This window comes from Kribbella speibonae, assembly GCF_004331375.1.
In the GTDB taxonomy this organism is placed as follows: Bacteria; Actinomycetota; Actinomycetes; order Propionibacteriales; family Kribbellaceae; genus Kribbella; species Kribbella sindirgiensis.
Genome location: NZ_SJKC01000008.1, coordinates 175,064 through 196,829, shown reverse-complemented (window position 1 = coordinate 196,829; position 21,766 = coordinate 175,064). Strand labels below are relative to the sequence as shown.

Sequence of the window (21,766 nt, the reverse complement as noted above, 5' to 3'; positions counted from 1 at the left end):
GGGTCAACGTTGTAGTCAGCTATGTACACGCTCTCTCGGCGTTGCTAGATTCCGGGCTGATTTGACATCGATGTCAACCTCAGGGAGTGGTCGCGATGGTTTCGAGACGTGCGTTCCTGGCGGGCAGCGGTGCGCTGACGGTGGGTGGGCTCGGAGTGGTTCCGGGCTTCACTTCGGTAGCGCAGGCTGCGGTTTCATCGACGTCCGGCAGCCCCGCTCGGCTGCTGCCGGTGTTCAACCGCCCGAGACACCTGGATTACGGCGATGTGAGCAAGCTCAGCGGGGGAGACCAGACCCTGCTGACAACGTTGCAAGGCATCGTCAACCGTACTGAGCCCGAGTTGTACTTCCTGTACGACACCGGCACGGTGAGCGTGCCGGACGCCAAATGGCTGGCCGACATGCACCTGCCGACCAAGCTGTACAAGAACCCGCTGGACCTGGTCGCCAAGTACCGCGGCCGGATCCGCGGCGCGATCGTGCACGACCCCGCCGTACCGGACTCGCTGAACGTGGCGACGACGCTCGCCGGACTCGAGAACGCGGTCGTGGCCGACGCGGATCAGGCCAAGGCGCACGGTCTGCGGATCGTGAAGGACCTGCGCGGGATGTTCGACGACGACCGTGTGAAGACGTACCGCTGGCAGCTGGACAACCTGTTCCCCAGGGTCACCCACAAGCTGCTCGCCGGCCTCCCGCCGACCCGCGTGGTCGACGTGGAGGGCGTCCAGTGGCAGGAGATCGCCCGCGAGACCCAGCAGATCCGCGACTCCTCGAACCGCGGAACGTACAACCTGGACGTCTCCGCGAAGCTCGGTAAGGAGGCCGTGTTCGTCCGGTTCGCGGACTCGTTCACCGACGACGGCTGGGGCGCGTCGGTGCGGCACGTGGTGGTGACGGCGAACGGCACCGAGTTCGCCCGGTTCGAACCGAACACACCGGAGGAGGCGCCGTACCTGTTCGACGGCTCGCACTCCTCGATCGGCGGCGAGGAGAACCGCTTCGCCGACGGCGGCAACTACTGGATCTACCGCTTCGAACCACCGGCGGGTACGACGTCCCTCGTCGTGACCGTGGAGATGTGGAACCAGTACCTGGTCTCCGCGACCGATACGTCGCCGACCCGCATCGAGCCGTTCGCGTACTTCCGCGACTACGTGGTGGCCACCAAGGCCCTGGTGAGCTGGCTGCCACCCGGTGGCGCGACGGGCGACCTGCTCATCGAGCACTACGCGAAGTATCCGACGCTGGCGCCGTACATGGGCTGGTTCGCGAACGACGTCTCCGGTGAGTGGGACGGCGTCGATCTCGCGAGCAAGGGCGGCTCGCCGGTGGTCGCGGCCGACTTCTACATGAACGGCACCGTGCACGCCGGCTTCACGGCGCCGATCTCCGACAAGCCCCGGCCGATCCGCCGGATCGACAAGCCGAAGAACAAGGTCTACGTGACCCTGACCTTCGGCGAAGGCGACAACATCCAGTACTGCCAGCGCCGGCTGCGCGAGATCTGGGACGACCCGAAACGCGGCCAGGTGCCGACCAACTGGACCATCAGCCCGTTGCTCGCCGAAACCGGCCCCGGCCTCTACAGCTATTTCCAGCGCACGGCGACCGCCAACGATCTCCTGGTGTGCGGCCCGTCCGGCGGCGGCTACACGTACCCGGGTTCGTGGGTGCCTGCCGAGCTGACGGAGTACCTGAAGATGACCGGCGGCTTCATGCGCCGTACCGGGCTGGACGTGGTGTACGCGTACAGCAGCAGGCAGGACGACAAATGGATCCTGCTGTCGGAGGAGATCGCGAGCGGATACAACGAGTACACGCCGGTCAAGGGGATCATGCAGACCTGGGACGGCGACCCGCTCACCGTCCGGCAAGGCGGTCTGCCGATCACCGGCCAGTGGGGCGCGCCCGGTAAGGCCGCCGAGTTCAAGGCCGCGATGGATCAGCGGATCGCGAATTGGGACGGCGCGAGCCCGCTGTTCATCTCCGGTGGGATCGGCGCCTGGTCCTGGTCGCCGTCCGACATGGCCGAGCTCGGAGCGCTGCTCGGCGACCCGTACGAAGTTGTTCTGGCGAACGCCTTCTACGACCTGCTCAACAGGGTGCTGTAGCAAACAGGGGCGCGGCCGCCCGCGGGGAACGGGCGGCCGCTGGGGTGGGGCTTACCAGTGGTGAGCGACGTCGATCACCAGGCGGGAGTTCGAACCCGGGCCGGCGAGGGTGAAGACGCGGAACGGGAGCCGGGCGCGGACGCCCAGACCGATCGTGGTCTGACCCTCGAAGCTGCCGGCGAACGCGACCTGCCGGAAGGTGCGGTATCCGGCCACGTTCGTCAGTTCCTTCTTGTTCTTCGGGACGTACGTCGCCTTGCCGGTGTCGACGTTGTACGACGACGCGTGTACGACGATCTGCAGTTTCGCGCCGCCGCGGAGCGGGACGAGGAACCCCGAGCCGTCCTGGTACACGTTGCGGACGTACCGGACGTCGTACCCGGGCGCGCGGCCCTGCAGGTCGACGACGAGCCGGTCGTAGCAGGCGTGCCTTCCGGTGCGGACGTTCGTGACCGGCGACTGGACCATCCGGCTGTTTGCCTCGGGCAATGATCCCCAGCCGCGCGGGCAGGACGCGGTCGAGGCGGTCGTGGTGCTGCTGGGGGCGGTGGACGATCCGGACAGCGCCGGCGCGGCGAACGCGGCCGCGGGGACGGCGAGCACCGCTAAGGCGGCGACGATCGTCTTGGGTATTTTGTGCTGGAGCTTCATGATGCTTTCCCCCTTGTATGGACACTTACTTGGACGACACCAGTGGCCAACTGGTTTACTTTCGGGACCGGTGATTTCAGGTAGTCGATCGGGCACGATGTGCAGATGACCCCTGACGAGCTGCTCGACGTGTTCCACCGCCGGATCCGGTTGCCGGACGCCGACGCGATCCCCGGCTGGAAGCAGGAGCACGAAGGTCCAGTGCATCGCTCGTACGTCGAAGGTGCCGACGGAGCCGGGTTCGTCGAGACACCGCGCGGGCTGGGCGACGACCCGGACGCTGTGATCGCGAACGAGATCGCATTCTTCCGGGAGCGCGGCCTGCCGTTCGAGTGGAAGACGTACGCGTACGACGAGCCGGCCGACCTTGGTGAGCGGCTGGTGCGGGCCGGGTTCACGCAGGAGGAGCCGGAGACGTTGATCCTCGGTGAGGTGGACCGGGTTCTGCAGCGGCCGTCCGCGCTGCCGTCGAAGGTTCGGCTGCGGGAGGCGGACGGGGCGGCCGACTTCCAGCGGATCGGCCTACTTACCGACGCCCTCTGGCACAGCGGTGTGGAGCGGATCGTCGAGCGGCTCGCGGGGGAGGCGCGGATGTTCCCGGACCGGCTGTCGGTGTTCCTGGTCGAGGACGCGCTGAAGGGGCCGGACGGACCCGCCGTGTCGGCCGCCTGGATCCGGTTCCATCCCGGCACCGGGTTCGCCAGCCTGTGGGGCGGCGGGACGCTGCCGGACTGGCGCCGGCAGGGCATCTACAGCGCACTCCTCGCCCACCGCGCCCGCCTCGCGAAGGACCGCGGCTACGAGTTCCTCCGCGTCGACGCGTCCGAAGACTCCCGCCCCATCCTGCAGAAACTCGGCCTGTACGGCGTCACTGTGACAACCCCGTATGAATGGACACCCTGACCTGACGCGCGGAACGACACACCGAGGCTGTACGTTGCCTGCATCATGGCCCTGAAAATCGCTTCTCGCTTCCGCCGGCTGCTGCAGCGCCCCGGCTCGATCGATCTCGGCCCGTACGAACGGCTCACCCAGCTGGTCGGCGAGGCGGAGGACTCGGTCGTCGACCTGACCGACGAAGAGCTCACCGAGGCGGTCGCGGAACTCCGCACCACCGGCGGGCTGCACGAGGACGAGCAGATCGAGTTCCTCGCGCTGGCCCGGGACGCGGGCAAGCGGGCGATCGGCGAGCGGGCGTTCGACGGCCAGGTCGTCGGCGCGCTGGCGATGCTGCAGGGGCGGGTCGTCGAGATGGCGACCGGTGAAGGCAAGACGCTGGCGGGCGCGATCGCCGCCGCCGGGTACGCCGTGGGCGGGCGCAAGGTGCATGTGCTGGCGGTGAACGACTACCTGGCCAAGCGGGACGCCGAGTGGATGGGCCCGGTGTACGAGCTGCTCGGTGTCACCGTGTCGCATGTCGGGCAGGCGTCTACGCCGGAGGAGCGTCGCGAGGCGTACCAGGCGGAGGTCTGCTACGTGCCGGTCAGCGAGATCGGGTTCGACGTACTGCGGGATCGTCTCGTCACCGATGTGGCGGACCGGGTGACCGTCGAGGCGGACGTGGCACTCGTGGACGAGGCCGACTCCGTGCTGATCGACGAGGCCCGGGTCCCGATGGTGCTCGCCGGCGCGACCCGGAACGAGGCGCTCGACGACGACGTCGTCCAGCTGGTCCGCACGCTGCGCGCGGGCGTCGACTACGAGATCGACGGCGACGGCCGCACAGTCGCCCTCACCGACCGAGGCACCGACAAGGTCGAGCAGGCCCTCGGCGAACGCGCTGCCGAAGCCGACGCGGAAGCAGCCGAGGCTGCCGATGACCTGACCGACGCGGACGAGAACAACGCGGAGGAGACGGACGAGGCGGATGCGGACGAGGCCGACGAAGCTGTCTCGGATGACGAGGCTGTGGAGGAGGTTGAGCGGGCGCGGTTCAACTTGTATGACGACGAGAATCTGGATCGGTTGACTCAGGTGAACGTCGCGCTGCATGCCGAGGTGTTGTTGCGGAAGGACGTCGACTACCTGGTCCGGGACGGCAAGGTCAGTCTGATCAACAACAACCGCGGCCGGATCGCGAAGCTGCAGCGCTGGCCCGACGGTCTGCAGGCCGCGGTCGAGGCGAAGGAAGCGGTCCCGGTCAGCGACTCCGGCGAGATCCTGGACAGCATCACCGTCCAGGCCCTGATCAAGCGGTACAAGTCGCTCTGCGGCATGACCGGTACCGCGGTCGTCGTCGGCGAGTCGCTCCAGGAGTTCTACGACGTCGAGGTCGCCGTCGTCCCGCCGAACAAGCCGAACGTCCGCAAGGACGACCAGGACCGGCTGTACCTGACCGTCGACCAGAAGAACGCCGCGCTGGTCAAGCACATCGGCGAGGTGCACGAGACCGGCCGGCCGATCCTGATCGGGACCCACAGCGTCGAGGAGTCGGAGCAGCTCAGCGACAAGCTCGAGGCGGCCGAGATCGACCACGTCGTACTGAACGCGAAGAACGACGCCGAGGAGGCGGCGATCATCGCGGAGGCCGGTGTGCCGGGGACGGTGACCGTGTCGACGCAGATGGCCGGCCGCGGTACCGACATCCGGCTGGGCGGCAAGGACGAGACCCACGACAAGGACAAGGCCCTCGAACTCGGCGGCCTGTACGTCGTCGGCACCGGCCTGCACGCGTCGCGCCGGCTCGACGACCAGTTGCGCGGCCGCGCCGGCCGGCAGGGTGACCCGGGCGGGTCGCTGTTCTTCGCGAGCCTCGCCGACGAGCTCGTCACGCGGTACTCCGTGTCGTCCGGCCTCCGCCCGCACCCGGACGGCACCGGCCGGCTCACGGACCGCAAGTCGATCGGCATGCTCGAGCACGCGCAGCGGGTCGCGGACGGCGCGAACGCGGAGCTGCACCGCACGACCTGGCAGTACAACCGGCTCACGGGACAGCAGCGGGCGATCCTGCTCGAGACCCGCGAGAAGGTGCTGACCGAGGACCTGGCCGCGGACGAGCTGGCCGAGCGCGCGAAGGAGCGGTACGACGAGCTGGTCGACGAGGTCGGCGAGGACGTGGTGAAGGCGGCGGCGCGGCGGATCGCGCTGCGGCATCTCGACCGGCGCTGGACCGATCACCTGGCGTACCTGGCGGACCTGCGGGAGGGCATCCACCTGCGGTCGCTGGCCGGCGGCATCGTGCACCTGAAGCCGATCGACGAGTTCAACAAGTCGGCGATCGCGTCGTTCGACACGCTCATCGAGGACTCCTGGAAGGACGCGGCCGAGACGTTCGCGGACGCGGAGATCACCGCCGACGGGCTGGACGAGGAGAGCAGCGGGATCCCGCGGCCGACCGCGACCTGGACGTACCTGGTCAACGACAACCCGTTCGGCACCGAGGCGGACCGGATCCTCGGCCGCCTGCGGAACGCGATCAAGCCCGAGTCGGCGTCGGAGTCCGAGGAGATCCTCGCGGAGGAGTTCGACGAGGACGACCTCCCCGAGGAACTCCGCGACGCCGACGACGACGAAGACGACCTCCCCGAGGAGCTGCGCGACGCCGACGACGAGGACGAGGACCGGAAGAAGTAGCCGGGGCGTTGGCTGCGGGCGGGGTGGGAGCGGGAGTACCGTCGCTGGTGTGCAAGACGGTGATCTCGTCGGAGTACAGCGGACCCTCACCCCGGTCCTGCGGGCCAAGGCGCTGGACAACCGGCTGACGGACCCGATCCTCGGCGACGAGTACGCCGAGCTGGCGATGCGTCGCCTCGACCCGGCGTACGACAGGCGCAGGTTCGGCACCAGCCAGATCGGTCTGGCCGCGGTGGCGCGCGCCAAGGCGCACGACGACTGGGCGCGCGGCTTCCTCGCCGACCATCCGGACGCGGTGGTGCTGCACCTGGGTTGCGGTCTAGACGCCCGGGTGTACCGGATCGATCCGCCGGCCACCGTCGACTGGTACGACCTGGACTATCCGTCCGTCATCGCACTGCGCCGGGAGCTCCTCCCGCCGCGCGAGCACTACACCTTGATCGAACCCAGCGTCACCGACCTGACCTGGCTGGAAGACGTCCCGCGCGGCCGTCCGGTGCTGATGATCGCCGAGGGACTGCTGCCGTATCTCACCGAGACCGAGATCCATGAACTGCTGACAGGCGTCGTCGACGCGTTTCCCAGCGGTCAGATCCAGGTCGACACGGTGTCGGTCGGGGCCTGGCGCACCTCGAAATGGGATCCCGTCGGGCGCAGGTACAACGCGCTGTTCCGGTCCGGCTTCGACAACCCGGCCGCCCTGGCCGACTGGCACCCACGCGCATCGTGCGGTTCCGGTTCTGACTCCGACTTTGGTCTAGGTGTGGGCAGCCGTCGGCTCGATGCCGGGCGGTGGCTCGGTGGGCGACGCTCTCGTCATGCCCACGCACAAAGGCCCCTGGCTTCTCGTCGTCGACATCGCCCTCCCGCTCGGACTCTTCTACGGTCTGCGGGCGCTCGGTGCGAGTGACCTGACCGCGCTGCTCGTCGGCGTGGTCCCGGGGCTGATCAGTTCGGCGGTGTCGCTCGCGCGCACCCGCCGTACCGACCTGGTCGGGATGGCTGTCGTGCTGAGCATGGTGGCGAGCTCGGTGGTCGCCCTGGTGGGCGGGGACGCGCGCCTGCTGCTCGTCCGCAACGCGTGGATCAGCCTGCCGTTCGCAGGCATCACGTTGTGGTCGTTGCGGCACCCGCAGCCGCTCACGTACGTCGTGACGCTGGCGATGATGCCGCGGCGGGCGCGCGTGATGGAGCAACTGTGGGAGACGAACGCGCGCTTCCGGGACGCGTGGAAGTGGATCACCGTCTGGTGGGGGATCGCGACGATCATCGACGGCGTCGTGCGGGTCGTCGTGGCCTACAGGCTGCCGATCTCAGTCGTCCCCGCGACCGACCCGATCATCACCATCCTGACGATCGTCGTACTGCAGGTCCCGACGATCGTCCTACTCCGGCGCAGCGGAACGTGGCACCGCGTGTTCGCCCCTCGGCGGCCTACAGTCGGGTGGGTGACCGATGACTACGTTTCGCAGCAGCGCATGCGTGAGTTGATCGACGGCGGCGCGGCGACGCCGATGCTGGCCGGGATGGAGGTCGGCCCGACCTTCTACGACGAACGCTGGTGGTATGTCCCGGCCGAGGCCGCGGAGGACGCCGACTACCAGCAGGCCGACGAGGCGAAGGCGGCACGGTTCGACAGCCTTCGACGCCGCTCGGAAGCCGCTGATCGGGTGCAGGCCGAGCTGGACGGCCGGCGATGACACCGACGATGCCTCGGGATCCGAGGACCTACCGTGGCGAGCCCAGCCGTGACGAGCTCGTCGCAGCGCAGCAGGTGGTGGACATGTTCGCCTCCGAGGCGCTGCTGGCCCTGGATCGTTTCGAGCGATCGTTCCCGGCGACGGCGACCGACCGGGAGCGTCAGGTCGCGGACCGGCTCGCGTACTGGTGGCAGAAGCTCGAGTTGGACGAGGTACGACCGGATCCGCGCGGATCCGACGCCGAGCAGATCCTCGGGGCAGCGGCCGACCTGTCGCGCGACCCCGAGAACCAGTGGGGCGTGAGCATCGAGTACGCGTCAGCGTACGCAGCCAACCTGGCGGTGATGGAGGGCCGGATGTCTCCTGTCACCACGGTCGCCGACCTGCGGACAAGGTTCGAGGAGGCGTACGGCGGCCAGGCGAGCGAGCCGGAGCGGGCCGACGACTGGTTGGGCCAGTCGCTGACCCGACTCGGGCGCGCGAGTGTCCTGCGGGACGTGATCGCCGAGGGTGCGCGGGTCGGCGCGAGCGAGGCACTCCACGAGGCGGCCGACGAGCTGGTGCGGCAGGGGCAGCGGTTGATGGACGACCGGCGCGAACTCGCAGTCCAGCAGGAGGTGCAGCCTGAGAACCAGGGGGTCCGTTGGCACGCAAGGAACTTTGCCGCCGCCGCGGCCTACGGTTGGACCATGACTGCGGCCGACTCGGTCGTGACCTACGCGGCCATGAACCTCGCCACGGGTTTCTACGCCGTGAGCGTCTGGAACGAACGGCGTGATCAGCGCACTGCGTTCGAACATCGCCTCGACCCGGCGCAGGCTCAGCTCCGCTCCGTCCGTACCGACCTGATCAACAACCTCGACGAGGTCGGCGCAGTGACCCGCCGCAACGCCGGTGCCCTCCGTAACTCCAACCGCCCCACCGGCCCGTCCCGATGACCGATGACTACGTTTCGCAACCGCGGATGCGCGAGTTGCTGTGCGCCGGTGAGGCGCCGGTGATGCTCTCTGGGGCCGACCAGCTGCGGCGCCGGGCGGAGGCGGCCGTGCGGGTCCAGGCCGAGCTGGACGGTAGAGGATGAGGCCGCGATCCGAACTGCGGGAGCCGGGCCGGGACGAGCTCGTCGCGGCGCAGCAGGTCGTGGATCTGTTCGCGGCCGAGGCGCTGCTCGCCATCGACCGGTACGAGCAGTCGTTTCCGGCGGGTGCGCCCGACAAGGAACGGCGCACGGCGGACCGGCTGGCGCACTGGTGGCGCAAGCTCGAGCTGGACGACGTACGCCTGGATCCGGAGGGAACCGACGCCGAGCAGATCCTGGTGGCGGCGTCCGATCTGGCGCTCGACCCGGAGAACCACTGGGGGCTGAGCCTCGAGGAGGCATCCGCGCAGGCTGTGAACCGGGCGGCGATGGACGGCCGAACCATGCCGACCACGAGCATCGCGGACCTCCGGGAGAGCTTCGAGAGCGCGTACGGCGGGCGCGTGGATCTGCCCGACCGGGACGACGAATGGATCGCGCAGTCGCTGACCCGGCTGGCGCGGGCGAGCGTCCTGCGGGACGTGATCGCGGAGGGCGCGCAGATCCGGGTGAGCGAACCGCTGCGGGCCGCGGCCGACGACATGGTCCGGCAAGGTCAGCAACTGATGGACGACCGGCTCCATCTCGCCCGGCGTCAGGAGGCGCCGATCAGTCGGCGCCCGCTGATTGCCCAGCAGGCGAAGATCAGCTCGATGTACTTCGCGTACTGCATGGGTGTGGAGCTCACGGGCGCGCCGTTGTGGGCCGACCTGCTGATGAAGACCCCCGCGACCGCGGTGCTCTTCAAGGAGACTCGCGACGCCTGGCGAGAGCACGATCACGCGGTCGCGACCCGGCTGGACCCCGCCCAGGCCCAGCTGCGCTCGGTCCGCAAGGGCATCGCCGACTCCCTCGACACTCCCGTCCCCGCTACCCGCCGCGACGCCCGTGCCATCCGCAACGCCCACAACCGTCCAGGGGGCCCTGCCCGCTGAGCGAGACTGTCGGTGGGCCTGGTTAGGCTTCTGGCGTGAGTGATGGGTTGTTCGACCTTCCGGGTGCGCCTGCGCCTGCCCGTGGTGGCGGGAGTCTGGCGGATGCGGACCACACCGCGGCTCCGCTGGCGGTGCGGATGCGGCCGCGCAGTCTGGACGAGCTGGTAGGTCAGCAGCATTTGCTGGCGCCCGGCTCGCCGTTGCGCCGGCTGGTGGAGGGCGACCAGCCGATGTCGCTGTTGCTCTGGGGCCCTCCGGGGACGGGTAAGACGACGATCGCGGCGGTCGTCTCGCACCAGACCAACCGGAAGTTCGTGGAGCTGTCGGCGGTCACCGCTGGTGTGAAGGACGTCCGGCAGGTGATCGACGGTGCCCGGCGCGATCTGTCCCGGGCGACCGGTGCGGTCGAGACCGTGCTGTTCATCGACGAGGTCCACCGCTTCACGAAGGCCCAGCAGGACGCTCTGCTGCCGGGCGTCGAGAACCGGTGGGTCACCCTGGTCGCGGCGACCACCGAGAACCCGTTCTTCTCCGTCATCTCACCGCTGCTCTCGCGCAGTCTGCTGCTGACGCTGGAGTCGCTGACCGACGACGACATCGCCGTACTGCTCGATCGCGCGCTGACCGACGAGCGCGGCCTGAACGGCGAGTTCGAGCTGGCCGAGGATTCCCGGGACCATCTGCTGCGGATGGCCGGAGGCGACGCTCGCCGCGCGCTCACCTACCTGGAAGCGGCCGCGGGTGGGGCGCGCGCCAAGGACGCGAAGGTCATCGACCTGAAGACGCTGGAGACGGCGGTCGACCGGGCCGCGGTGCGGTACGACCGGGCCGGGGATCAGCACTACGACGTCACGTCCGCGATGATCAAGTCGATCCGCGGGTCGGACGTGGACGCGGCGATGCACTACCTGGCCCGGATGATCGAGGCGGGGGAGGACCCGCGGTTCATCGCGCGCCGGCTGGTGATCTCGGCCAGTGAGGACATCGGGATGGGCGACCCGACCGCGCTCGGGGTCGCGATCGCGGCGGCCGAGGCGGTGCAGCTGATCGGGATGCCGGAGGCGCGGATCAACCTCGCCCAGGCGGTCGTCGCGCTCGCGCTGGCGCCGAAGTCGAACGCGGTGATCATGGCGGTCGACGCGGCGATCGCGGACGTGAAGGCGGGCAAGGTCGGCCCGGTCCCGCCGCACCTGCGGGACGCGCACTACGCCGGCGCGAAGAAGATCGGCCACGGGTCCTCGTACCAGTACTCCCACGACGACCCGCGCGGTGTGCTTCCGCAGCAGTACGCTCCGGACGTGATCGACGGCACCGACTACTACAAACCCACCCGCCGCGGCGGCGAAGCGGCGTACGCCGACCGGGTCGCCGCCATCCGCAAGATCCTCCGGGACCGCAAATGAGCCGCACCGAGGATCACGTGGACGCCTTCAACGTGGCGGTGACGAGCGGTGCGTGGGACGCGTTCGCCGATCGGTTCGCGCCGGACGCGACGATGCGGTTCGTGGGTGTTCCGGCCGGACCGTTCGAAGGGCGGACGGCGATCGCGGCGGCGTACCGCGAGAATCCGCCGGACGAGACCATGACGCTCCTCGAGGACGGCGACGAACGGGCGCGTTTCCGCTGGTCAGGCGGTGGGACCGGCACGATGGAGCTGCGCTGGGCGCCGGACGGAGCCGTTCAGGCACTCACCGTGAGCTTCGATTGAAGCGTTCGAGTCGGTAAGCTGCCTCTCGGCCTGGGGGCGGAAGGTAATGGTTTTGAGGCAGCCCCATCCTCGGCATGTACGTCAGCGTCCGCCGGTGCTCAAGCTCGGCGCGGCTGCGGCAACAGTCGCTGTGCTGGCAGCAGCGCTGTTCCTGTTCCCGTTCAGATCCCAGCACTCGGAGACTGGTCAGGTACCCCAAGCCGCCGGTTCCTCCAGCCCGACGGTCGATCGGTCGGAAGGTACGTCGCGGTCGAGCGCGCGCCCGTCGCTCCCGGTCGGCAAGCCACTGAACCCGCTCGCGCCACAGACCAGCGCCGGGTCCACGTCCAACTCCCCGCTGACCGGCCCGGGCAAGAACAACCCGACCACCGCGGACCCCACCACCGGAACCCCGCCGGGCACCCCGTCATCCAGCACCCCGGCACCCACCTCCCCGGCAAGTACCCCGTCGACCACCACCCCGACACCGCTGGCGACCACGACTCCGACCCCGTCGTCCAGTACGCCGACTCCGCCCGCGACCACCGCCGTACCGACGACCAGTCCGACGACCACCAGCACTCCCAGCACCACACCCGTCGTCTACCGGAACTACGCCGAGGTCCGCGCCGCCGGAAAGGCGCCGCTGCATCGCGGCGATCCCGGCTACACCCCGGAGCTCGACAACAACGGCGACGGAATCGCCTGCGAGCGCGGCAACTCCTGACCCGGCGTCGCGGTTTGGTGAGGGACTGTGATGTGAGGGATGGTGTCCTGGAGCGGAGTGTGCTCGGGGCGCGCGATAAGGTCGGGCGTCCACGAGGTCGCAACGGGAAGGTGGATCGTTTCCATGAGCGTCGGTGAAGTCGCGGGGCTGATAGCCGCCTGCGCGCTGCTCATCCTGGTAGGCCTGCTGGCCTATCCGATCCTGAAGCTCGGCAAGGTGTTCGACGAGACCCGGATCATGGTGAAGGGCGTCTCCGACTCCAGCGTCCCGCTGCTCGGCGAGGTGACCACCACGGTGGCGACCACGAACGCCCAGCTGGCGAAGGTGGACACGATCACCGACAACGCGACCACGGTGACCACCAACGCGGCCGCGCTGATGTCGCTGTTCTCGGCCACCGCCGGCGGCCCGCTGGTGAAGGCGGCCGCGTTCACGTACGGCGTCCGCCGGGCGCTCGGTGAGCAGCAGCGCAAGGACGTGTCGCGGCGCGTCAAGGAAGAGATGAAGGCCGAGCGGAAGGCGCGGAAGCGGTGAAGCGGATCTTCTGGCTGATCATCGGGATCGCCGTCGGCGTGTACGCCGTGACCCGGCTGAAGAAGCGGGCCCAGATTCTCGCTCCGGAGGGGATGCAGGAGTCCGCGGCCAAGCTGGCCGCCGCGGTCCGGCACTTCGGCGACCAGGTCCGCGAGGGCATGGCCGAGCGGGAGACCGAACTGCGCGACGCGCTCGGCATCGAGAACACCAACGATCGTGAGGACTACCGGTAACACCCATGGAAACCAGTGAGATCAGGCGGCGGTTCCTGCAGTACTTCGAGGACCGGGGCCACACCGTGGTGCCGAGTGCGCCGCTGCCGTCGCCGGACCCGAACCTGCTGTTCAACGTCGCCGGCATGGCCCAGTTCGTGCCGTACTTCGTCGGCCAGCAGACGCCGCCGTACGCGCGCGCGACCAGCGTCCAGAAGTGCGTCCGGACCCTCGACATCGAGGAGGTCGGCAAGACCACCCGGCACGGCACCTTCTTCCAGATGAACGGCAACTTCTCGTTCGGCGACTACTTCAAGGAAGACGCCGTCAAGTTCGCCTGGGAGCTGGTCACCAAGCCGCAGAACGAGGGCGGCTACGGCTTCGACGAGTCCGTTCTGTACGCCTCGGTGTACTACGAGGACGACGAGGCGATCGACATCTGGAAGCGGGTCGCCGGGCTGCCCGACGACCGGATCGTCCGGCTCGGCATGAAGGACAACTTCTGGTCGATGGGCATCCCGGGTCCGTGCGGCCCGTGCTCGGAGATCCTGATCGACCGCGGCCCGGAGTTCGGCGCGGACCGGGACTGGGAGGCGGGCGACCGCTACCTGGAGTTCTGGAACCTGGTCTTCATGCAGAACATCCGCGGCGAGGGCGGCGGCAAGGACGGCTACGAGATCCTCGGTGAGCTGCCGAAGAAGAACATCGACACCGGTCTCGGCCTGGAGCGGGTCGCGTACCTGCTGCAGGGCGTCGACAACATGTACGAGATCGACGAGATCTACCCGGTGATCGAGAAGGCATCCGAGCTGAGCGGCCGCAAGTACGGCGCGGAGCACGAGGACGACGTACGGTTCCGGGTCGTCGCGGACCACGTGCGCAGCGCGCTGATGCTGATCGGCGACGGCGTCACGCCGGGTAACGAGCAGGGCGGGTACGTGCTGCGGCGGCTGCTGCGCCGGGCGATCCGCTCGATGCGGCTGCTCGGGTACGAGGACCCCAGCCTGGTCGAGCTGCTCCCGGTGAGCCTCGAGCAGATGAAGAAGTCGTACCCGGAGCTGGTCACCGACTTCGGCCGGATCAGCCAGGTCGCGTACGCCGAGGAGGAGGCGTTCCGCCGTACGCTCACGGCCGGTACGACGATCTTCGACGTGGCGGTCCGCGACACCAAGGCGAGCGGTGCGCACCAGCTCGAGGGCGCGAAGGCGTTCCAGCTGCACGACACGTACGGCTTCCCGATCGACCTGACCGTCGAGATGGCGGCCGAGCAGGGCCTGAACGTCGACACCGAGGGCTTCCGCTCGCTGATGAAGGAGCAGCGCGAGCGGGCCAAGGCCGACGCGCGCGCCAAGAAGGCCGGTCACGCGGACACCTCGGGGTACCGGGAGCTGCGGGAGAAGGGCGTCACCGAGTTCACCGGGTACCAGGAGCTGTCCAGCGACTCCGAGGTCCGGGGCCTGCTGCGCGAGGGCGCGGTCGCGCCGTTCGCCGAGCAGGGCGAGACCGTCGAGGTCGTGCTCGAGAAGACCCCGTTCTACGCCGAGTCCGGCGGGCAGATCGCGGACGAGGGCCTGATCCTCGGCGACGGGCTGAAGCTGAAGGTGCTCGACGTGCAGCGCCCGGTCAAGGGCCTGATCGTGCACAAGGTCGAGATCGTCGAGGGCGTCCTGCGTCCCGGCGCGAACGTGCAGGCCGCGGTCGACCACGAGTGGCGGGTCTCGGCCTGCCAGGCGCACTCCGGCACGCACGTCGTGCACGCCGCGCTGCGACAGGTGCTCGGCCCGAACGCGCTGCAGAGCGGTTCGTACAACAAGCCCGGTTACCTGCGGCTCGACTTCGCCTGGTCGTCGGCGCTGGACGCCGCGACCCGGTCCGAGATCGAGGAGGTCGCGAACCTCGCCGTCCGCAAGGACCTGCCGGTGTCTGCGCAGTACATGACCCTGCCGGAGGCCCGGGACTGGGGCGCGCTGGCGCTGTTCGGTGAGACGTACGACGAGCAGGTCCGTGTGGTCGAGATCGGTGGCCCGTGGTCGCGGGAACTCTGCGGTGGCACGCACGTGAAGCATTCGTCGCAGGTCGGCGCGGTCACCGTCACCGGTGAGTCGTCGGTCGGCGCCGGGGTCCGGCGGATCGAGGCGTTCGTCGGCATGGAGGCGCTGCACTACCTCGGCCGCGAGCGGGCGCTGGTCCGGCTGCTCAGTGAGAACCTGAAGGCCCGCCCGGAGGAGCTGCCCGCCAAGGTCGCCGACCTGGCCGAGCGGCTGCGGGTGGCCGAGAAGGAGCTCGAGCGGATGCGCGCCGCGCAGGTGCTGGAGGCCGCGGCCGAACTGGCCAAGGACCCGAAGGACGTCTTCGGCGTCCAGTACGTCGGCCATCGCGCGCCCGACGGCGTGAACGGCGGCGACCTGCGCAAGCTGGCGCTGGACGTCCGCGGCCGGATGCCGAACGACAAGCCGGTCGTGGTCGCGGTGCTGAGCGTGAACGACGGCAAGCCCGGCGTGGTGATCGCGCTCAACGACCTGGCCCGTGAGTGGCGGCTGAAGGCCGGCGACCTGGTCCGGATCGCGGCCGAGAAGCTCGGTGGCCGCGGTGGCGGCAAGGACGATGTCGCGCAGGGTGGCGGTACGGACGCGGCCGGTGCCGGCGACGCGCTGAGCGCCGTCGAGCACGCGATCGGCCACCAGGTGACCGGCTAAGTGAGCCTGACATGAGGACGGGCGTGCGGATCGCGCTCGATATCGGCGACGCCCGGATCGGCGTCGCGAGCAGCGATCCGCACGGAATCCTGGCCACGCCTGTGGAAACCGTCCGCCGTGGGCCGGGTGATCTGGGTAGGATCGCCGCACTCGCCGCCGAACTGGAGGCGTTCGAGATCGTGGTCGGTCTGCCACGCTCCCTGTCCGGGGGCGAAGGACCGGCCGCGGTGAAGATCCGGGAGACGGCGGAGCAAGTGCGGGACAAGGTGCACGAGACGAACTCGGGGACGACGGTGCGGCTGGTGGACGAGCGGTTCACCACGGTCACCGCCGAACGGATGCTGCGGGAACGGGGAAAGAAGGGCTCCAAGCGACGGGCAGTGGTCGACCAGGCCGCGGCCGTCGTGATTCTGCAACATGCGCTCGACCTGGAGCGCGAGACCGGCAACCCACCCGGGAGGCCCCTGTGAACGGACCATCGGTGCACGAAGAAGTGGACGAGGGCGAGCGTGATGATCTGGGCAGCGGCCTCGGGCTGCGCGCGGAGTCCCGCGTCGAGCGCCGCGCCAACCGGCGCCGGGCCCGCGGCCGCCGCGCCTTCGGCTGCTTCGCCGGCCTGATCTCACTGATCGTCGTCGGCGCCCTGGTGGCCGGCGCCGTGGTCGGTTTCGGCAAGGGCAAGGACGCGCTCGAGGGACTCTTCTCCGCTCCTGACTACGAGGGCGCGGGCACCGGCACCGTGGTCGTCGAGATCACCAAGGGCCAGGCGACCGCGTCGATCGCGGACACCCTGGAGAAGAAGGAAGTCGTGAAGAGCGCCCGCGCCTTCGAGCGGGTGGCCCGCGACGACCCGCGGTCGCTGCAGATCCAGGCGGCCACCTACACGCTGCGCAAGCACATGTCGGCCAAGGCCGCTCTCGACCTGATGCTGAACACCGCCGAGTCGGTCAAGGTGGCCCGGATCAGCATCGCGGCCGGCAAGACCAAGGCCGAGGTCGCGGTGATCCTGCAGGGCTCGAAGATGAAGCTGCCGGCCGGCGCCGCCGCCACGGCCCTCGGCAAGCCGGCTCTGCTCGGCCTCCCGCCGTACGCGCACAACAACGCCGAGGGCTTCCTGTTCCCGGGGACGTACGACGTCCCGAAGAACGCGAACGCGTACACGATGCTCAAGCTGATGACCGCCAACTACGCCAAGACCGCGGCGTCGCTGGACCTCGTCAACACGGCGTCCCGGAAGAAGCTCGACCCGTACCAGGCGGTCATCGTGGCCAGCATCATCGGCGCGGAGACGAACCGGTCGGAGGACTACGCCAAGGTCGCCCGAGTGATCTACAACCGGCTGGCAGCCGGGATGCGGCTGCAGATGGACTCGACGATCCACTACGTGGTCGGCAAGGACGGCGGTGTCTTCACGACACCCGAGCAGCGCGAGAACCCGTCGCGGTACAACACGTACAAGTACAAGGGCCTGCCGCCGACGCCGATCAACTCGCCCACCCGCGACGAGCTGCGCGCGGCGATCAACCCGGCGCAGGGCTCCTGGCTGTACTTCACGCTCGTCAACCTGGACACCGGCGAGACCGCGTTCGCGAGCTCCGCCGAGGAGCACCAGGCGAACGTGAAGAAGCTGCAGGCGTGGTGCCAGGCGCACAAGGGCAGGTGCTGAGTTGACCCGGTGCGCCGTTCTCGGTTCGCCGATCGCGCACTCGTTGTCGCCGGCCATGCACCGGGCCGCGTACGCCGCGCTCGGGCTGGACTGGCGGTACGACGCGTTCGAGGTCGAGGAGAACGAGCTCCGCGGATTCGTCGCGTCGCTCGGTGACGACGTCCGCGGGCTGTCGCTGACCATGCCGCTGAAACGGGTCGCGCTCGACCTGGTCGACACGGTGGACCCGGTCGCGGAGCTGATCGGCGCGGCGAACACGATGCTGTTCGAACCGGACGGATCCCGGTCCGCCCACAACACCGACGTACCGGGGCTGGTGAACGCGTTCGCCGAGCAGGGCATCACCGCGGCCGAGTCGGCGGTGGTGATCGGCGGCGGCGCGACGGCCGCCTCCACGCTGGCCGCGTTGCGGGGGATGAAGGTCACCGACGTGACGGTCGTCGTCCGGGACCTCGCGAAGGCCGAGCGGCTGCTGGACCTCGCGGCGGAGCTGGGACTCCGCACCTCGGTTGCGGACTTCTCGCAGGTCGAGCAGATCGGCGGCTTCGACCTGTGTGTGTCGACGCTGCCCGGCGGCGCGGTCGACCCATGGGCCGAGCACTTCGCCGCCGTCGCGCCGGTGGTGTTCGACGTCGCGTACCACCCGTGGCCGACCCGGCTCGCCATCGCGGCGCACCGGATCGGTACCGAGCTGTTGAACGGACTTGATCTACTCGTGCATCAAGCGACCCTCCAGGTGGAGATGATGACGGGTAGGTCGCCGGCTCCTCTGGCGGCCATGAGGGCTGCTGCGCGTGAGGAGCTGGGGGATCGTGAGCCTGCTTGACCGTCGTACCGTTCTGATCGCCGGAGTCGCTGTCACCTTGGCCGGCTGCGGTGACTCCAAAGACACCGGCAGTACGACGAGCCCGTCGCAGACCCCAAGCACCGCACCCAGCACAACTACGGCTGCCCCCACCACGGCCGCGCCAACCACGCCGAGCGGTACGCCGAGTACGTCGGCACCCACTCAGACCGCGGCCGGGCCGAACTGGAACGCCCTCGCCGGCTCGCTGAAGGGCCGCCTCTACCTGCCCTCGACCTCCGGGTACGCCGCCGCGCACCAGCTCTTCAACCCGCGCTGGGACAGCGTCCGCCCGACCGCCGTGGTCAAGGCCGCCGGCCCTGCCGACGTGCAGCACGCGATCAACTTCGCCCGTACCAACAAACTCGTCCTGGTCCCGAAGAGCGGCGGCCACTCGTACGTCGGCGCGTCGACGATCGCGAACGGCCTGCAGCTCGACGTCGGCGGCCTCAAGACCATGAGCTACGCGAACGGCGTCCTCACGGTCGGCGCCGGGGCCCGCCTGTACGACGTGCACGCGTTCCTCGACCGCTACGGCCGCTCGCTGCCGACCGGCACCTGCCCGACCGTCGGCGTCGCGGGCCTCACGCTCGGCGGCGGGATGGGCATCCACACGAGGACCTACGGCCTGACCTGCGACCGCGTCGTCTCGATGGGCGTGGTCACCGCAGACGGCAAGGCGCACACCGTCAGCGCGAGCGCGGAATCCGACCTCTTCACGGCACTGCGGGGCAGCGGCGGCGGCAACCTCGGCGTGGTCACGTCGTTCCAGTTCGCGACGATCCCGGCGACCAAGCTCGGCTTCTTCCGGCTGACCTGGCCGGAGTCGCAGGCGGCGGCCGTCGTCCGCGGCTGGCAGAAGTTCGCGCAGAGCGCACCGACCACGGTCTGGGCGAACCTGCATGTCGATGCCAAGAGCAACGGGACGCTGTCGATCCGGGTGCTCGGCGTCTCCACCACCGGCGACGCGACCGCGGCGGCCGCGCAACTGGAGTCGCTCGTCGGCGCGAAGGCGTCGGGGCGGACGCTCTCGGTGAAGTCGCACATGGAGGCGGTCAAGTACCTGGGCGGCGGTACGACGAGCCCGCGCCAGGGGTTCCTCGCCGGTTCCGACGTACTCAAGGGGCCGATGGACGCGGCGACGATCACGGGCCTGCTCGGTGCGGTGAAGGCGGCCGCGCGCGCCGGGACGCCGGCGTCGGCGATCCTCGACCCGCTCGGCGGACAGGCCGCGAAGGAGCCCGCCGGCGGTTCGTCGTGGCCGTGGCGGAGCGCGCTGGCCGTCATCCAGTGGTACTCGTCGGCGCAGGGCACGAGCGCACAGACCTTCATCTCGAACGGTCACAAGGCGGTCCGCCCGTCCTCGGCCGGCGGCTACGTGAACTACGTCGAGTCCGGGCGGGCGGTCAGCTCGTACTACGGCGCGAGCGCCGCCAAGCTGCAGGCCGCGAAGAAGAAGTACGACCCGGGCAACTTCTTCCACACGCCGTACACCCTCAGCTGACTAGTGTTCGGCCCGTGAAGCTTTGGCGTGTGATCGCGGGTGTGCTGGCTGCAGGGTTCGTCGCGGCTGGGGTGACGCCCGCGTGGGCCTGTGCCTGCGGCGGCTACCTGCCGGACGCGGAGTCGAAGGCGCGGGCGTACGGCGAGAACGCGCTGGTCCAGTACGCCGGGGGCTCCGAGCAGATCACGCTCTCGATGTCGGTCCACGGCGCGTCGAAGAAGGCCGCCTGGATCATGCCGGTGCCGTCGGCCGCGAAGGTCGACCTCGGCGACGACAACTACCTGTTCTACCGGCTGAACCAGCTGACGAAGCCGAAGCGCGTGGTGAAGAAGACGTACTGGCCGTTCCGCGACCTCGGTATCGGCCGTGGTTCGGGTGACGCGGCCGGTGCCCCGGCGCCGGGAGCCGGGGTCAGCGTCAAGGAGCAGATGACGCTGGGCCCGTTCGCGATCACGCGGCTCGGCGGGTCCAGCGGTACGGCGGTCACGGACTGGCTGCGCACGAACGGGTACGTCGTCCCGTCGACACTGGCCGCGAACCTCACGCCGTACCTGACCGAGAAGTGGGAGATCGTCGCGGTCAAACTCGCCCCGAAGCAGGCCGGCGAGAGCCTGGCAGGCGCGACCCCGCCGCTGCGGCTGACGTTCGCGTCGGACCGGATCGTGTACCCGATGCGGCTCAGCAAGGGCGCGACCACGACCCAGACCGTCACGGTGTACGTCGCGGCGGAGCATCGGGTCGACGCGACGAAGACGCCGGATGCCGACGTGACGCCGGAGCTGCTGTTCGCCGGCCGGGTCGACACCGACATGCTGCCGAAGCCGACCGACTTCCTGACCGCCTACACCGCGACGTACCGCGAGCCGGGCAAGATCACCGACGACTTCACGTTCGCGCCTGCGGCGAACGACGACGAGTACCAGCGGATCACGTACGTCACCGAGAACGATGGCTTCTGGAGTACGGTCGCGGTGCTCTTCGTCGTGGTCTTGCTTCTGGGCGGCGGTGTGTTCGTCCTCGTGCGCAGGCGGGCGGCCGCGGGCGTCCGCAAGTAGTCGTCTAGGGTCGTGGATCGTGCCGGCTGACAACGCGTTGCTCGCTGCGGGAATCGGCGTGGTCGCGTGCGGCGCGGTGGCGTCGGTGCTCGGGCCCTGGTTGATGCGCACCATCCCCGAGCCGGAGCTCGAGGAGGGCGAGACCAAGGTCCCGTACGCATCGCTGGCCGGCCCGAGAGCGGCGTACTGGTGCGGCGGACTCGCGGCGCTGGCAGGGGGCATCCTCGGCTGGGTGCTCGGCCTGGACGCTGTGCTGCCCGCGTGGCTTGTGCTGGTGGTGGCCGGCTCGGTGCTCGGGTACATCGACGCGCGCACGCGGTTCCTGCCGTCGGTGATCATCTGGCCGACGTACTTCGTGGTCGGGGCCGGGCTGGTTGCCGCGGCGCTGGCGACGGGGGAGTGGGGTTCGTTGCGCCGGGCGGCGATCGCCGGGGCGATCGGGTTCGCGGTGTTCTACGTGCTGTGGTTCGCGTTCCCGCGCGGCGTCGGGTTCGGTGACGTGCGATTGTCGGGCCTGCTCGGGATCGCGCTCGGCTGGCTCGGCTGGGGCGAGTTCGTGTCTGGGCTGTACGGCGGGTTCTTCCTCGGAGCGATCGTAGGGATCGTGCTGATCGCGGCGCGGATCATGACCCGCAAACAGATGGTTCCGTTCGGTCCGTTCATGCTCGTCGGGGCGTTGGCCGGCGTACTGCTCGGCGTCCCGTTGGAGCGGTTGTACGCCGGATAGCTGAGTCCTGCACTCCACCAGATGGTTGATGTGCGGACACTGCCCGCCTTCCTAGGGTCGAAG

20 protein-coding genes are annotated in these 21,766 nt (G+C 69.4%); 19 read left to right on the top strand and 1 reads right to left on the bottom strand.

Annotation, left to right across the window (positions count from 1 at the left end; all coding sequences use genetic code 11):
• Positions 1-95: 95 nt before the first annotated feature.
• Positions 96-2,114 (top strand): GxGYxYP domain-containing protein, encoded by a 2,019-nt coding sequence (locus E0H92_RS39845; protein ID WP_131463229.1) that lies wholly within the window; start codon positions 96-98, stop codon positions 2,112-2,114.
• 51 nt (positions 2,115-2,165) lie between these two features.
• Here the strand turns inward: E0H92_RS39845 and E0H92_RS39840 are convergent, their stop codons facing one another.
• Positions 2,166-2,765 carry an AMIN-like domain-containing (lipo)protein gene (locus E0H92_RS39840; RefSeq protein WP_202874073.1) on the bottom strand — a complete coding sequence of 200 codons (600 nt, stop codon included), beginning with the start codon at positions 2,763-2,765 and terminating at the stop codon, positions 2,166-2,168.
• Between the two features lie 105 nt (positions 2,766-2,870).
• Between E0H92_RS39840 and E0H92_RS39835 the strand changes: the two genes are divergently transcribed.
• The 18 genes from E0H92_RS39835 (at position 2,871) to E0H92_RS39750 (ending at position 21,703) form a co-directional block, all read left to right on the top strand.
• Positions 2,871-3,668 (top strand): GNAT family N-acetyltransferase, encoded by a 798-nt coding sequence (locus tag E0H92_RS39835; RefSeq protein ID WP_131499951.1) that lies wholly within the window; start codon positions 2,871-2,873, stop codon positions 3,666-3,668.
• Positions 3,669-3,713: 45 nt separating this feature from the next.
• Entirely contained in the window at positions 3,714-6,338 is a 2,625-nt protein-coding gene (locus tag E0H92_RS39830; RefSeq protein ID WP_131499950.1) for a preprotein translocase subunit SecA, read from the top strand.
• A 49-nt stretch (positions 6,339-6,387) separates the two neighbouring features.
• Positions 6,388-7,248, top strand: coding sequence for a class I SAM-dependent methyltransferase (locus tag E0H92_RS39825; protein WP_131499949.1), 861 nt, complete (start codon positions 6,388-6,390; stop codon positions 7,246-7,248).
• Positions 7,157-8,038 carry a VC0807 family protein gene (locus E0H92_RS39820; RefSeq protein WP_131499948.1) on the top strand — a complete coding sequence of 294 codons (882 nt, stop codon included), beginning with the start codon at positions 7,157-7,159 and terminating at the stop codon, positions 8,036-8,038. Before E0H92_RS39825 ends, E0H92_RS39820 begins: the two co-directional genes overlap by 92 nt.
• Before the next feature lie 8 nt (positions 8,039-8,046).
• Entirely contained in the window at positions 8,047-8,976 is a 930-nt protein-coding gene (locus tag E0H92_RS39815; RefSeq protein WP_131499947.1) for a hypothetical protein, read from the top strand.
• 139 nt (positions 8,977-9,115) lie between these two features.
• On the top strand, positions 9,116-10,051 hold the full coding sequence (locus tag E0H92_RS39810; RefSeq protein ID WP_131499946.1) for a hypothetical protein: 936 nt from the start codon (positions 9,116-9,118) through the stop codon (positions 10,049-10,051).
• Between the two features lie 35 nt (positions 10,052-10,086).
• Positions 10,087-11,454 carry a replication-associated recombination protein A gene (locus E0H92_RS39805; protein ID WP_131463236.1) on the top strand — a complete coding sequence of 456 codons (1,368 nt, stop codon included), beginning with the start codon at positions 10,087-10,089 and terminating at the stop codon, positions 11,452-11,454.
• The gene (locus E0H92_RS39800; protein ID WP_131463237.1) at positions 11,451-11,759 is read left to right on the top strand and encodes a nuclear transport factor 2 family protein; all 309 of its coding nucleotides are present in this window, start codon (positions 11,451-11,453) and stop codon (positions 11,757-11,759) included. The genes E0H92_RS39805 and E0H92_RS39800 overlap by 4 nt, the downstream gene beginning before the upstream one ends.
• 94 nt (positions 11,760-11,853) lie before the next feature.
• Positions 11,854-12,465 carry an excalibur calcium-binding domain-containing protein gene (locus E0H92_RS44520; RefSeq protein WP_238173804.1) on the top strand — a complete coding sequence of 204 codons (612 nt, stop codon included), beginning with the start codon at positions 11,854-11,856 and terminating at the stop codon, positions 12,463-12,465.
• A 123-nt stretch (positions 12,466-12,588) separates the two neighbouring features.
• Positions 12,589-12,999: a DUF948 domain-containing protein gene (locus E0H92_RS39790; protein WP_130388436.1), complete on the top strand. Its 411-nt coding sequence runs from the start codon at positions 12,589-12,591 to the stop codon at positions 12,997-12,999.
• The gene (locus E0H92_RS39785) at positions 12,996-13,232 is read left to right on the top strand and encodes a DUF6167 family protein (RefSeq protein WP_131293854.1); all 237 of its coding nucleotides are present in this window, start codon (positions 12,996-12,998) and stop codon (positions 13,230-13,232) included. The genes E0H92_RS39790 and E0H92_RS39785 overlap by 4 nt, the downstream gene beginning before the upstream one ends.
• A 5-nt stretch (positions 13,233-13,237) precedes the next feature.
• Positions 13,238-15,907 carry an alanine--tRNA ligase gene (gene alaS / locus E0H92_RS39780; protein ID WP_131499945.1) on the top strand — a complete coding sequence of 890 codons (2,670 nt, stop codon included), beginning with the start codon at positions 13,238-13,240 and terminating at the stop codon, positions 15,905-15,907.
• A gap of 11 nt (positions 15,908-15,918) precedes the next feature.
• Positions 15,919-16,377: a Holliday junction resolvase RuvX gene (ruvX, locus tag E0H92_RS39775; RefSeq protein WP_131463241.1), complete on the top strand. Its 459-nt coding sequence runs from the start codon at positions 15,919-15,921 to the stop codon at positions 16,375-16,377.
• Complete coding sequence (gene mltG / locus E0H92_RS39770; protein WP_131463242.1) at positions 16,374-17,573, top strand: endolytic transglycosylase MltG; 1,200 nt, start codon at positions 16,374-16,376, stop codon at positions 17,571-17,573. Before ruvX ends, mltG begins: the two co-directional genes overlap by 4 nt.
• A gap of 1 nt (position 17,574) precedes the next feature.
• Positions 17,575-18,399 (top strand): shikimate dehydrogenase, encoded by an 825-nt coding sequence (locus E0H92_RS39765; RefSeq protein WP_131463243.1) that lies wholly within the window; start codon positions 17,575-17,577, stop codon positions 18,397-18,399.
• Positions 18,386-19,921, top strand: coding sequence for an FAD-binding oxidoreductase (locus E0H92_RS39760; protein ID WP_131499944.1), 1,536 nt, complete (start codon positions 18,386-18,388; stop codon positions 19,919-19,921). The genes E0H92_RS39765 and E0H92_RS39760 overlap by 14 nt, the downstream gene beginning before the upstream one ends.
• 14 nt (positions 19,922-19,935) lie before the next feature.
• Positions 19,936-20,976, top strand: a complete 1,041-nt coding sequence (locus E0H92_RS39755) for a DUF2330 domain-containing protein (protein WP_165550241.1) — start codon at positions 19,936-19,938, stop codon at positions 20,974-20,976.
• 19 nt (positions 20,977-20,995) lie between these two features.
• Entirely contained in the window at positions 20,996-21,703 is a 708-nt protein-coding gene (locus E0H92_RS39750) for a prepilin peptidase (protein WP_238152834.1), read from the top strand.
• Positions 21,704-21,766 lie beyond the last annotated feature (63 nt).